The organism is Sphingobium yanoikuyae, assembly GCF_013001025.1.
Classification (GTDB): domain Bacteria; phylum Pseudomonadota; class Alphaproteobacteria; order Sphingomonadales; family Sphingomonadaceae; genus Sphingobium; species Sphingobium yanoikuyae_A.
In genome coordinates, this window is the sequence record NZ_CP053021.1 from 3,659,025 (window position 1) to 3,672,525 (window position 13,501).

Annotated in this window: 10 protein-coding genes; 8 read left to right on the forward strand and 2 right to left on the reverse strand. The window is 66.5% G+C overall.

All coding sequences use genetic code 11. The features are described 5' to 3' along the window. Positions 1-6 precede the first annotated feature (6 nt). Genes kdpC through HH800_RS17610 form a run of 3 tightly spaced genes read left to right on the forward strand, consistent with a single transcriptional unit; the run spans position 7 to position 3,946 of the window. Positions 7-597 (forward strand): potassium-transporting ATPase subunit KdpC, encoded by a 591-nt coding sequence (gene kdpC, locus HH800_RS17600; RefSeq protein WP_169861872.1) that lies wholly within the window; start codon positions 7-9, stop codon positions 595-597. After that, a complete protein-coding gene (locus HH800_RS17605) occupies positions 594-3,254 on the forward strand; it encodes a sensor histidine kinase (protein ID WP_169861873.1) in 2,661 nt (886 codons plus the stop codon). Before kdpC ends, HH800_RS17605 begins: the two co-directional genes overlap by 4 nt. Further along, the gene (locus HH800_RS17610; RefSeq protein WP_169861874.1) at positions 3,251-3,946 is read left to right on the forward strand and encodes a response regulator transcription factor; all 696 of its coding nucleotides are present in this window, start codon (positions 3,251-3,253) and stop codon (positions 3,944-3,946) included. Before HH800_RS17605 ends, HH800_RS17610 begins: the two co-directional genes overlap by 4 nt. 69 nt (positions 3,947-4,015) lie before the next feature. On the opposite strand, the gene HH800_RS17615 is transcribed toward HH800_RS17610, so the two are convergent. Continuing rightward, positions 4,016-5,914, reverse strand: a complete 1,899-nt coding sequence (locus HH800_RS17615) for a potassium transporter Kup (RefSeq protein WP_169861875.1) — start codon at positions 5,912-5,914, stop codon at positions 4,016-4,018. Between the two features lie 227 nt (positions 5,915-6,141). Between HH800_RS17615 and HH800_RS17620 the strand changes: the two genes are divergently transcribed. The 5 genes from HH800_RS17620 (at position 6,142) to HH800_RS17640 (ending at position 12,388) form a co-directional block, all read left to right on the forward strand. Further along, positions 6,142-6,393 (forward strand): hypothetical protein, encoded by a 252-nt coding sequence (locus tag HH800_RS17620; protein WP_010338096.1) that lies wholly within the window; start codon positions 6,142-6,144, stop codon positions 6,391-6,393. 104 nt (positions 6,394-6,497) lie between these two features. Beyond that, the gene (locus tag HH800_RS17625; protein WP_169861876.1) at positions 6,498-9,827 is read left to right on the forward strand and encodes a glycosyltransferase; all 3,330 of its coding nucleotides are present in this window, start codon (positions 6,498-6,500) and stop codon (positions 9,825-9,827) included. Between the two features lie 64 nt (positions 9,828-9,891). Continuing rightward, the gene (locus HH800_RS17630; protein ID WP_010338093.1) at positions 9,892-10,296 is read left to right on the forward strand and encodes a PDZ domain-containing protein; all 405 of its coding nucleotides are present in this window, start codon (positions 9,892-9,894) and stop codon (positions 10,294-10,296) included. Positions 10,297-10,308: 12 nt separating this feature from the next. Then, complete coding sequence (locus HH800_RS17635; RefSeq protein WP_169861877.1) at positions 10,309-10,995, forward strand: response regulator transcription factor; 687 nt, start codon at positions 10,309-10,311, stop codon at positions 10,993-10,995. After that, entirely contained in the window at positions 10,988-12,388 is a 1,401-nt protein-coding gene (locus HH800_RS17640; RefSeq protein WP_169861878.1) for a sensor histidine kinase, read from the forward strand. Before HH800_RS17635 ends, HH800_RS17640 begins: the two co-directional genes overlap by 8 nt. Positions 12,389-12,640: 252 nt before the next feature. Here the strand turns inward: HH800_RS17640 and HH800_RS17645 are convergent, their stop codons facing one another. Further along, positions 12,641-13,501: an SMP-30/gluconolactonase/LRE family protein gene (locus tag HH800_RS17645; RefSeq protein ID WP_169861879.1), complete on the reverse strand. Its 861-nt coding sequence runs from the start codon at positions 13,499-13,501 to the stop codon at positions 12,641-12,643.

Genomic DNA, 13,501 nt, shown 5'->3' on the forward strand with positions numbered 1-13,501 from the left:
AAAGTCATGTTTACCGATTTCAAATCCGCTTTGCGTCCGGCCCTGACCATGACGCTGCTCTTCGCCCTGCTGCTGGGCATTGCCTATCCGCTGGCGCTGACCGGCATCGGCCAGGCGGTGTTCCCGTCCCAGGCCAATGGCAGCCTGGTCGAGGACCAGGGCAAGGTCGTCGGCTCGACCATCATCGGTCAGGCCTTCACCTCGGACATCTATTTCCACAGCCGTCCGTCGGCGGCGGGCAAGGGCTATGACGGCCTTGCCTCCTCCGGCTCCAACTATGGTCCGACCAGCCAGGCGCTGGCCGACCGCGTCAAGACCGACGTCGAGACTCTTCAAGCTGCTACACCTGGTCGTTTTGTTCCGTCCGATCTGGTGACCACCTCTGCCTCGGGGCTTGACCCCCATATCAGCCCCGAGGCAGCTTTTTATCAGGTCGATCGCGTCGCCGCCGCGCGCGGGATCGATGCGGCGCGCGTCCGCAGCCTGGTGGAAAAGAGCGTCGAGCAGCCCCTGCTGGGCTTCATCGGCGAACCCCGCGTCAATCTGTTCGATCTCAATCGACGGCTGGATGCAATTGACGCTAAACGGACCAAGTGAACGAACAGCATCGCCCTGATCCAGAAGCCTTCCTGCGCGCAGCTGCGCAGGAAGGCCGTGGCCGCCTGAAGGTCTTTCTCGGCGCCGCGCCGGGGGTGGGCAAGACATGGGAGATGCTGACCGAAGGACGGCAGCGGCGCGAGGCAGGCGTCGATGTCGTCGTCGGCGTGGTGGAGACCCATGGCCGGCGCGAGACCGAAGCGCTGGTCCATGGCCATGAGATCATCCCCCGCCGCACCGTCGACCATCAGGGCCACAGCCTGGGCGAGATGGACATCGACGCGATCCTGGCGCGCCATCCGCAGCTGGCGCTGGTCGACGAGTTGGCGCACAGCAATGCGCCGGGCAGTCGCCACCCCAAACGCTATCAGGATGTCGAGGAACTGCTGGCCGCCGGCATCGACGTCTATTCGACGATCAACATCCAGCATGTCGAAAGCCTCAACGACGTCGTCGCCTCCTTCACCCGCGTCCGCGTGCGGGAAACGGTGCCCGATTCGATCCTGGAACATGCCGAGATCGAAGTGGTGGACATTCCGCCCGACGAGCTGATCGAGCGGCTGAAGGACGGCAAGGTCTATATCCCGCAGGAAGCCAGCCGCGCCCTCAACCATTTCTTTTCCAAGTCGAACCTGACCGCACTGCGCGAACTGGCGCTGCGCCGCGCCGCCCAGGCGGTCGATGCCCAGATGCTCGACTATGTCCGCGCCCATGCGCTGGCGGGCAGCTTCGCCGCCGGCGAACGGGTGATCGTGGCGGTGAGCGAACAGCCCAGCGCCGCCGGCCTGGTCCGCTCCGCCAAGCGGCTGGCCGATGCGCTCCGCGCGCCCTGGACCGCCATCCATATCGAAACGCCGCGCGGGCCGCAGCTGTCCGACGAGGACCGGCAGCGTCTGGCCGATACGCTTGCCCTTGCCTCGCGCCTGGGCGCCGAAACCGCGTCCATCCCGGCCCCCAGCGTCGCCGACGGGCTGCGCAGTTTCGCCGCCGACGCGCGCGCGACCCAGATCGTGATCGGCAAGTCGGCGCGCAGCTGGTGGTTCGAATTGCGCCATGGGTCGGTGGTCGACCGGCTGGTGCGCGACATCGGCCCGGTCGCCGTCCATGTCATGCCCGGCGAGGAAAGCGCGCCGCGCCCGCGCACCGCCAGCAGCGGCCATTGGGGCGACCCGATCGGCTATGTCTGGTCGATGCTGGCGGTGATCGGCATGACCCTGCTCGGCCGGCTGGTGCTGGAGGTGATCGACCTCGGCAATATCGCCCTTCTCTATCTGGTGCCGGTGATGTTCGCCGCAGCCAGCCATGGCCTGCGCACCGGCCTTGCCACCGGCCTGGCCTCCAGCCTTGCCTATAATTTCTTCTTCCTGCCGCCGACCGGAACGCTGACCGTCAGCAATCCGGAAAATGTCATTTCGATCCTCGTCTTCCTGGGGGTGGCGGTGGTGACCAGCCAGTTTGCCGCGCGGATGCACGCCCAGTCGGTGCTGGCCCAATCCAGCGCCCGGCAGAATGCGACGCTGGCCGGCTTCTCGCGCCAACTCACCGCCTCGCCCAGCCTGGAGGAAATCCGCCACGCCATCTGCGCCGAGATCGCCCGGCTGTTCGACGTCCGCACCGTACTGATGATTCCGTCGGACGAAGGGCCGCAATTGCGCGCCGCCTATCCGCCCGAGGACCGGCTGGACGAGATCGAGCGCGCCGCCGCACGTTGGGCGATGGAACATGGCGAGCCGGCCGGGCGCGGCTCCTCCACCCTCACCGCGTCGGACTGGCTGTTCCTGCCGGTGACCGCCAAGGACGCGGTGCTGGCCGTGATCGGTCTGGCCCGCGAGGATGCTGGCGAACCGGTCCGATCCGATCAGTTCCCGCTGCTGATGAGCCTGATCGACCAGGCCGCGATCGCGCTCGACCGCATGGCGCTGGAGGAAGCGATGCTCGAAGCCGGGCAGATTCGCGAGCGCGACCGGCTGCGCTCCGCCCTGCTCTCCTCGGTCAGCCATGATTTGCGGACGCCGCTCACCACCATCATCTCGGCCACGCGCGAGCTGCGCACCCATCCCTCGCCCGAGCTGATCGATACGCTGGATGGCGAGGCCCAGCGCCTGTCCCGCTTCGTCGCCAATCTGCTCGACATGGCGCGGGTGGAGGCCGGCGCACTGCCGATGCGGGCGGAGGCGACCGACCTGTTCGATGCGGTCGCCAGCGCCGCCCATGACAGCCGCAGCGCGCTGGCCGATCGCCAGCTCGACGTGCAGATCCCGCCCGACATCCCGCTGGTCCGGGTCGACCCGGTGCTGCTGCACCACATCCTCATCAACCTGCTCGACAATGCCGGCCGCTATGGCGATCCCGGCACGCCCGTGACCGTGCGTAGCCTGCGCGAACCCGACGCCATCAGCCTGTCGGTGATCGATCAGGGGCCGGGCATCCCCGCCGGCATGGAAGCGCGGGTGTTCGACACCTTCACCCGGCTGGAAGGCTCCGACCGGTCAAAGACCGGCACCGGCCTTGGCCTCGCCATCGTCAAGGCCTTTGCCGAGGCGATGGGGCTTACCGTATCGGCGCGCACCGTTACCGACCCGCCCGGCGCCTGTTTCACCCTGCATATTCCCCAATCCCTCATCCTCACCGACATCATGGAAAAGGACATCGCATGAAGCCGCGCCACAGCCTGCTGATCGTCGACGACGAACCGCAGATCCGCCGGCTGATCCAGGCCGCTCTCGCCCGCGCAGACTATGCCACGATCGAGGCGCAGAGTGCGCGCGAGGCACTGGACAAGCTGCGCAGCGAGCGGCCCGACATCACCCTGCTGGACCTGGGCCTGCCCGATCGCGACGGGCTGGAACTGGTGCCGATCATCAAGAAGGAAAGCGACACGACCCTCATCATCGTGTCGGCGCGCGACGCCACCGATGAGAAGGTCGCCGCGCTGGACCTGGGCGCCGACGATTATCTGACCAAGCCGTTCGACACCGACGAACTGCTTGCCCGCGTGCGGGTGGCGCTGCGCAACCGGATGACGCGCGACGGCGGATCGACCAAGGTGACGGCCGGCGACCTGACCATCGATCTGGTCGCCCATATCGTCACGAAGGGCGGGGTCGAAGTGCATCTGACGCCCAAGGAATATGGCGTACTGGAGCAGCTGGCACGCTTCCCCGGCCGGGTCATCACCCACAAGCAGATCATGGACCATGTCTGGCCCAACGAACATGCCCATCATGTCGAATATCTGCGTGTGCTGGTGCGCGGCCTGCGCCAGAAGCTGGAGGCCGACCCGCAGCGCCCCCAGATCATCAGCAACGAACTGGGGATCGGCTACCGCCTGAAACAGGGCGCGGACTGACATCAAAATAGAGCCTGATTCACGCCATCGGTGAAAGCGCGGAACGCTTTCGCCTCAGACGATCAGGCTCTAGATCTCGATCTGCGACCCCAGCTCGACCACGCGGTTGGTCGGCAGGTTGAAGAAGGCCATCGGGCTTTCGGCATTGCGGATCATCCAGGCGAACAGCTTTTCGCGCCACATCGCCATGCCCGGCCGTTCCGACGGAATCAGCGTCTGGCGGCTGAGGAAATAGCTCGTGTCCTTGACGCTGATCGGCCCGCCACAGTCGTGGACCGACTTCATCGCCGCCGGTATATCCACATCCTCCATGAAGCCATGGCGCAGGATCAGCCGGTAGAAGCCCGATCCATGATCCTCCACCGTCGTGCGCCCCTGCAGCGGCAGATGCGGCACGCCCTGGGTGCGCACGGTCAGGATGATGACCCGTTCGTGCAGCACCTTGTTATGCTTCACATTGTGCAGCAGTGCCGGCGGCACGCCGTCGGTGGTGGAGGAGAGGAAGATCGCCGTTCCCGGCACGCGCTTGAGCGAGGCCAGCGTCGATCGCACGAACAGGTCCAGCTCCATCGCCCCTTCGCGCAGATAATGGCGCATGATCCGCCGCCCGGTCGCCCAGGTGGTCAGCACGGTGAACACCACTGCCGCAACCAGCAGCGGGAACCATCCGCCATCGGGGATCTTGGTCACGTTCGACGCGAAATAGGCGCCGTCGATGACCAGGAACAGGCCGGTGACGCCCGCCGCCGCCGGCAGCGGCCAGCGCCATACGCTGAAGGTCAGCACGCCCAGCATGCAGGCGGTGATGACCATCGTGCCGGTCACTGCGATGCCATAGGCGGCCGCCAAATTGCTGCTGTTGCCAAAGCCCAGCACCAGCAGGATGACGAAGATCAGCAGCAGCCAGTTGATGAGCGGCACATAGATCTGTCCTGCCGCCGAGGCGCTGGTGTGCAGGATGCGCAGGCGCGGCAGGAAGCCCAGCTGCACCGCCTGCTGTGTGACGGAGAAGGCGCCCGAGATCACCGCCTGGCTGGCGATGATCGTCGCCATGGTGGCTAGGATCACCAGCGGCAGACGTGCCCAGTCCGGCGCCATCAGGAAGAAGGGATTTTGCGCCGCCGCCGGATTGTCGAGCAGCAGCGCCCCCTGCCCCAGATAGTTGAGCATCAGGCAGGGAAAGGCGGCATAGAGCCAGGCGATGCTGATCGCCTTGCGCCCGAAATGGCCCATGTCGGCATAGAGCGCCTCCGCCCCCGTCACCGCCAGCACCACCGAGCCGAGCGCCAGGAAGGCGAGCTTGGGGTCGATCGCGAAGAAGCGAATCGCCCAGAGCGGATTGACGATGCCGATGATTTCGGGGTGCTGCACGATATTGGCAATGCCGAGCGCGGCGAGCGTGATGAAATAGATCGCCATGATCGGGCCAAAGGCCATGCCGACCATCGCCGTGCCGAAGCGCTGGATCAGGAACAGCGCAATCAGGATGACGATCGCGATCGGCAGCACCATATCCGCCAGGCTCGCCTGCACAATGGTCAGGCCCTCGACCGCCGACAGCACCGAAATGGCCGGCGTGATGATCGCGTCACCATAGAAGAGCGCGGTCGCCAGCACCCCCAGCATCGCGATCGCCGGGGTCCAGCGTGTCTCGCCCAGCCGCCGGCCGATCAGCGCCAGCAGCGCCATGCTGCCGCCTTCGCCATCATTGTCGGCGCGCATAACGATGAACACATATTTGACGGTGACGATCAGCGTCATCGTCCAGAAGATCAGCGATAGGACGCCATAGATATGCAGCGGATCGACCGCCAGCGGGTGATGGCCGACGAAGCTTTCCTTGAGCGCATAGAGCGGCGAGGTGCCGATGTCGCCGAACACCACGCCCAGCGCACCGAGCGCAAGCGCAGCCGGTCGGCCGTGCGGCGTGCGATCCTGGCCTGCGGCCGGATCCCCCTGTTCAGTCATCTATGAGTGCCCTTCGTCTTTCTATCGGGCCGCCATGCCATGAAAGGCCATTTGAAAACCATAGGGGTCTGCCCTCCCCGGCATAGGATTCGCATATGATTCCGGCCCAGGCGGCCCGCAGCTGCTTCAAATGCTATGAAATCCCTACGCAATCTGCCGGTTCCCTGTCTCGCATCCCTATGCCCGTCCGCTTAATTGCGATGCCGCCGCAACGGAGGCGGCACGTGATGCATAATTGGCGTCCCCGCTGGACCTTGAAGATCGGCCTGCGCCTGCTCGGCCTCGCCTTGCTGGCCACGCTCTGGCCCGAAGGGCGCGCCCTGGCTGCGCTCGCCCATGGCCATCCAGCGGTCACCATCGGCCAATTGTCGCTCGCCGCGCTGGCCTTTCTTTGTGCCAGCGGCGGGATGGCGCTGCTGTTGATGGGGCCCGACCTGTGGAAGCCGGTGCGCCTGGCCGATCGCTGGACCGCGCGATAAGGTTCATGACCAAGATTTCATGATGGGATCATCCGGCGGGAAGCCGGGCCGGCCTATTGCCGCGTCATCGTCGCAGAGGAGTAGCGACGCGCGGACCACAGGCCATGACCAGACCCATTTTCTTCGATCCCACCGGCCGGCGCGGCATCTGGGCGCGGCGTGCCCTCGCCGCCCTGCTGTGCGCCATCATCGCCGCCACCATCGCCTTTGCGACGACGCTGATCGCCGTCCCGTCGGAAGGCGATCTGGCGCTGCCTTTGCCCCAGCCACGCGCCGCGCATCTGACCGGCATGTCGCGGCTGCGCCATGACCTGTCCAAATGGCTGCCGCGCTGGCCCGGCCATGTCGCACAGGCCCGTCCGCTCAATGTCGGCTTCTATGTCCCCGATGACGAAAGCAGCATCGCCTCGCTGCGCCGTCATGTCGGCCAGCTCGACTGGGTCGTGCCCGCCCTCGTAACCGTGCCGGGCGACGATCCCACGCCCCGATTCCATGCCGACCCGCGCCTCGACCAGATGATCGCCAGTATGGGCCGACCGCCCAAGCTGCTGCCGATGGTCCAGAATCTGGATGCCCATGGCTGGAACGGCGCCGGCACCGCCCGCCTGCTCGCCAATCCGGCCGCCAGCCGCCAGCTCGCCCAGCGGCTCGCCGCCTCGGTCGCGGCGCATCATGATGCCGGGCTGGTGATGGACTTTGAATCGCTGCCGTCCGGCGCGCTGCCCGCCTATCTCCACTTCCTGCGTCAGTTGCGCAGCGACCTGCCCGCCCGCGCCAAGCTGGCGGTGACCGCCCCCGCCGGCGAGGAATGGCCGCTCGCCCGCCTCGGCCAGATCGCCGACCATGTCATCTTCATGGCCTATGACCAGCACTGGCAGGGCGGCACGCCCGGCCCGATCGCGGCGCAGGACTGGTTCGCCCGCGCGGTCGAGGATGCCAGCCGCCGCATCGGCCGCGATCGCATCATCGTTGCGCTCGGCAGCTATGGCTATGACTGGCATGATGGCGGCGCCGACGCCCTGTCGCTCGACGAGGCCTGGCTCGCCGCCCATGACAGCGACGCTCCGGTCAGCTTCGATCCCGCCAGCGGCAATGCCGGCTTCGCCTATGATGATGACGGCCATCGCCATCAGGTCTGGATGCTTGATGCCGCCGCCAGCTGGAACGAGTTGCAGGCGCTGCGCCGTCTGGGCATCCAGGGCGTGGCGCTGTGGCGGCTGGGCAGCGAGGATCCGGGCATCTGGTCCGATCTCACCGCCTTCCGCAACGGCAGCCGGCCCGACCTGCGCCAGGTCGCGAGCAAGCTCGACACCGATGTCGAGGGATCGGGCGAGATATTGCGCATCACCGCGACGCCAACCGATGGCAGCCGCTCGATCGCCTTCGGCCCGCAGGGGACGATCTTGCGCGAAACCTATCATGTCCTGCCCACCCCCTATCAGGTGCGGCGGACCGGCGGCGCCCAGGCCAAGATGCTGGCGCTGACCTTCGACGATGGCCCGGACGCGACCTGGACGCCGAAAATCCTGTCGGTGCTGGAACAGCATCATGTGCCCGGCACCTTCTTCGTCATCGGCGAGAATGCGCTGGAGCATCCCGGCCTGTTGCAGCGGATCGTCGCCGACGGCGACGAAATCGGCAACCATAGCTACAGCCATCCCAACCTTGCCACCTGGTCGGACGAGAGCACCCGGCTGGAACTCAACGCCACCCAGCGGCTGGTCCAGGCCTATACCGGGCGCAGCATGAAGCTGTTCCGCGCACCCTATTTCGGCGACGCCGAACCGACCACGGCGGACGAACTGGGGCCGGCGCTGGCCGCGCAGAAGGCCGGCTATACCGTCGTCGGCCTGCACGTCGATCCCAATGACTGGCAGCGGCCGGGCACCGATACGATCGTCCGCCAGGTGATCGACCAGGTCCATGCCGCCGATGCCGACCGGTCCGGGAATATCATCCTGCTGCATGATGGCGGTGGCGAACGGTCACAGACGGTCGCGGCCCTGCCGCAGATCATCACCACCCTGCAGAAGGAAGGCTATCGCTTCGTACCGGTGTCCCGCCTTGCCGGTCTGTCGCGCGAAGCGGCGATGCCGCCGGTCCGTGCCGGCGACCTGACCGCCGTGCGCGTCGATGTCGGCATGTTCATCACGCTCGCCGTCATCTCCGCCCTGCTCGGTTGGATCTTCTATGTCGCCATCTCGCTCGGCATTGCCCGCGCGCTGCTGATGACCTTCCTCGCCTGGTTTCAGACCCGGCGTGATCGCCCGGCCCCGCCCGTCTATCAGCCGACCGTCTCGGTCATTATCCCCGCCTATAATGAGGCGCGGGTGATCGAAGCATCGGTGCGCCGCGTGCTGGCCAGCGACTATCCCGCGCTACAGCTGATCGTCGCCGATGACGGATCGAAGGACGAAACCAGCGCCATCGTCGCCCGCGCCTTTGCCGACGATCCGCGCGTCACGCTGCTCACGCTGCAAAATGGCGGCAAGGCGGCGGCGCTCAACCGCGCCCTCACCGAGGCGACCGGCGAGATATTGATCGCGCTCGACGCCGACACCCAGTTCGAGCCGCTGACGATCGCGCGGCTGGCGCGCTGGTTCGCCGATCCGGCGATCGGCGCGGTGGCCGGTGACGCCCGTGTCGGCAACCGGGTCAATCTCGTCACCCGCTGGCAGGCGCTGGAATACATTACTGCGCAGAATCTGGAGCGGCGCGCGCTCGCCGGCTTCGACGCCATGACCGTGGTGCCCGGCGCCGTCGGTGCCTGGCGCCGGACGGCACTGGACGCCGTGGGCGGCTATCCCGAAGACACGCTGGCCGAGGATCAGGATCTGACCATCGCAATCCAGCGCGCCGGCTGGCGCGTCACCTTCGATCCCGAGGCGATCGCCTGGACCGAGGCGCCCGAAAGCTTCAAGGCGCTGTCGAAGCAGCGCTATCGCTGGGCCTTCGGCACGCTGCAATGCCTGTGGAAGCACGCCGCCATCCTGCGCAGCCGCAAGCCGACAGGCCTTGCCCTGGTGGGCATGCCGCAGGCCTGGCTGTTCCAGATCGTCTTCGCCGCCATCTCGCCGCTGATCGATCTGGCGCTGCTGCTGTCGATCGCCGGGACGATCCTGCGCGTGCAGCAGCATGGCTGGGCCCAGACCAGCGGCGACGTCGCGACCATGGCGCTCTACTGGCTGGTCTTTACCGGCATCGACATCGCCTGTGGCTGGATGGCCTATCGGCTCGACGGCAACAAGGTGCGCTACCCCGCCCATCTGCTGGTCGCCCAGCGCTTCGTTTATCGCCAGATCATGTATTGGGTGGTGGTCCGCGCGATCGTATCGGCCATTGGCGGCTGGGTCGTGGGATGGGGCAAGCTGGAGCGGTCGGGCCGCGTCTCGGTCACACCCGCTGCAGCGGTCCCCGGCATGAACAAAGTGTAACATGACACGCACCCCCGCCTCGCCCATTCTACCCGCAAAGACAGCTCAGGACATGGCCAGGAACATGGAGGCCCCGCGCATAGACAAGACCGCAACCAGCCGCCTGCTGATCGGCCTGGCGCTGTGTGCGGCGTTGATGAGCGGCGCCTTCTTCCTGCATGTCCGCCGCGATGCGGAGGATCATGGCAGCGTGTCGGGCGCCAGCGCCCAATTGCTGCCCGGATTGACGCTGGAAAATGCAGAGCCGGCCGGCACGGGCCTGGTCGTCACCAGCATGGAATCGAGCGGCCCGGCAGCCCGCGCCGGCATCGCCGTGGGCGACGACCTCATCCGTATCGACGGCACGCCGATCGCCTCGCTGGACCAGGCCAATGCCTATCTCAGCCAGCATGGCAACGCCCATCTCATATTGGGCTTGCGGCATCAGGATGCCGTCCGCATGGTAGCGCTCGACCGTTCGCCAGATTAGGGGGCCGCGCGCATGAGCCACAAGATCCTGGTGGTGGAGGATGATGCCGCCACCGCCGCCTATATCGTCAAGGGCATGACCGAGGCGGGCTTTACCGTCGATCAGGCCGATAATGGCCGCGACGGCCTGTTCCTCGCCAGCGACGGCAGCTATGGCGTGATCATCCTCGACCGGATGATGCCGGCGATGGACGGCATGGCGATGCTGAAGGCGCTGCGTGCCGCCAGCATCGAAACCCCGGTCATCTTCCTGTCCGCGCTCGGCACGCCCGAGGATCGGGTCGAGGGGCTGACCAGCGGCTCCGACGATTATCTGACCAAGCCCTTCGCCTTTGCCGAACTGCTGGCGCGGGTACAGTTGCTGTTGCGCAAGGCCGGCGGCAATGCCGCGGTCGTCACCAGCCTGCGCTATGACGATCTCGACATGGACCTGCTCGCCCGCCGGGTGAAGCGCGCCGGCAAGGCGATTGACCTGCAACCGCGCGAATTTCGCCTGCTCGAATTCTTCCTGCGCCACCCCGACCAGGTCGTCACCCGCACCATGTTGCTGGAAGGCGTGTGGGACTATCATTTCGACCCCGGTACCAATGTTATCGACGTGCATATCAGCCGCCTGCGCCGCAAGCTGGACGACGTATCGGACCGGCCGCTGCTGCATACGGTACGCGGCATGGGCTATCGCCTGGGCCTCGATGGCTGAGGTGGAGGCGCGGGCCGGGGCTGCGGACGGCTGGCGCGGCTTTGCCCGGTCGACCATCGGCCGTTTCGTCGGGCTCGCCTTCCTCTGCCAGTTCCTGGTCACCGGCGGCGTGCTGTTGTTCGTGCAGCAGGCAAGCCAGCGCACCGTCGTCGCCGCCGACCGCGATGCCGTCCATGACCTGCGCGACGAATTGCTGCGGGTCGCGCGGGAGCGCGGGGCGGCCGGACTGCGGCAGGATATCGAACGACGCCTGCCCACGGTGCGCAGCGAGCGCATCGTGCTGTTGCTGACCGATGCGCAGGGCCGGATCGTCGCGGGCAATCTGGGCGCCTGGCCGACGACGATTCCCGACAATACCCCCTGGCGCACGATCGAGCTGTATCGCATCGGCGGCGAACAGCCCGAGCCGATCGGCGTCAGCACATCCCGCCTGCCCGATGGCGGCCGCCTGCTCGCCGGCATCGTCACGTCCCACAGCCTGCAACTGACCCGCATCTATGAGGAGGCGCTGACCATCGCCTTCCTGATGAGCCTGCTGCTCACCCTCATCATCGCCATCCTGCTCGGCCGGGTGCTGACACGCCAGATTTCGGCGATCGCCGACACCGCCAATGCGGTCGCGGTCGGCGCCTTCCATCGCCGGGTCGCCACCGACGGCAGCGGCGACGCCTTCGATCGCCTGGGCCTGTCGATCAACGCCATGCTGGAGCGGATCGACGCGCTGGTCAGCCAGTTGCGGATGATGACCGACGGCCTGGCCCATGATCTGAAATCCCCCGTCACCCGCCTGCTCTCGGTGGTGGAGCAGGCCAGCACCCAGACCCGCGACGACCAGGCGCTCGACGCGCTGGAAAAGGTCCATCGCGAGGCGCAGACGCTGCAGGGGATGCTCTCCACCGCCCTGCTCATCAGCCGCACCGAGGCCGGTTTCGGCAGCGACCGGATGCGCGACACGGCGATCGCCGAACTGCTGGAGGATCTGGCCGAAGTCTATGGCCCGCTGATCGAGGATAGCGGTTTCACCCTCCATGTCGCGGCGCCCGCCGGCCTCGCCTTCCCGCTCCACCGCGAACTGGTGAGCCAGGCGATCGCCAATCTGATCGAGAATGCGCTGAAATATGCCGAGGGCGGCGATCGTATCGCGCTTGAAGCCGCGATGGATGGCGACGCGCTCACCATCAGCGTCAGCGACAATGGGCCGGGCATTCCCGCCGACCAGCATGAAGCGGCAATGAAACGCTTCGGCCGACTCGACCCGTCGCGCACCAAGCCCGGATCGGGGCTGGGCCTGTCGCTGGTCGAAGCGGTGGCGCGGCTGCATCATGGCGCGCTGCTGCTGGGCGATGCCGCCCCAGGCCTGCGCGCGACATTGCGCCTGCGTCGCCCCACCTGAGCGGCGCCCGATTTTCCAGCGATTTCAAGGAAAAGGCACATCCCGGCCGACAGCGTAGCGCGTGCAGTCGCCGGCCATCGACCGGGATGAAGCATTGCCACCCTTTTGGAGAGGGGAGTGACAACGTTGTCCTGCGCATTAGCGCGTAGCCGCAGGGGTTGCAACAGCGATTTGCCACGGCTCGTCGCAGGACATGAAAAAAGCCGCCAAGCCCTTGCAGGCCGGCGGCTTATTTTCTGTCGGTGGCTTGTATCAGCCGCCGTAGAGATTGGTCGGCAGGCCCTTCACACCGCATTCCACCTCGAAAAAGGCGCCGTCATAGTCGAATTCGGGCAGGCCGATCGCGGCCGAGCTGACGAACATGCGGTCGAGGTCGGGACCGGCGAAGGTGATGTTGGTCACTTGCTTCGCCGGCAGTTCGATCGCCCGATCGAGCTTGCCCTCGGGCGAGAAGCGGCTGATCCGCGAACCGCCCCAATGGGCCACCCACAAATAGCCTTCGGCATCCACCGTCATGCCGTCAGGATGGCCATCGGCTTCGGTGAAGGTGATGAAGGGCTGGCGATCGTGAATCGTTCCGTCCGGGCCGCGGCGGAAGCGATACATGATCCGGCGGCCGGTATCGCTATGATAGAGATATTCGCCACAGGCCGAGAAGGCCGGGCCATTGGGCACGCGATAGCCATCGTCCATCTCCGTGACCGAACCATCGCGATCAAGGCGATAGAGCGCGCCGACATCCTGCCCTTCGGCCATGTCCATCGTGCCGCACCAGATGCGGCCATCCTTGTCCGCCTTGCCATCGTTCATGCGATTGCCAGGCAGATGCGGTTCGGGATCATGGATCGGCGTGATCGCCAGCGGGTCCAGCGTGAAGCTGGCAAAGCCGCTCTGGAAACCACCGATGAAGCCGCCCTGCGCCCGCTCGGCCACCCAGCCAAGCGGTTCGGGCATGGCCCAGCGCGACACCTGGCCATCGTCGAGCGACAGCCGGTTGAGCGCCGGGGCCAGGATATCGACCCAATAGACCGCATTTTCACGGGCGGACCAGAGCGTCCCCTCCCCCAGCGTGTCGCGGATGTCGCCGCGTTCGATCTTGCGCCAGGCGGTCAT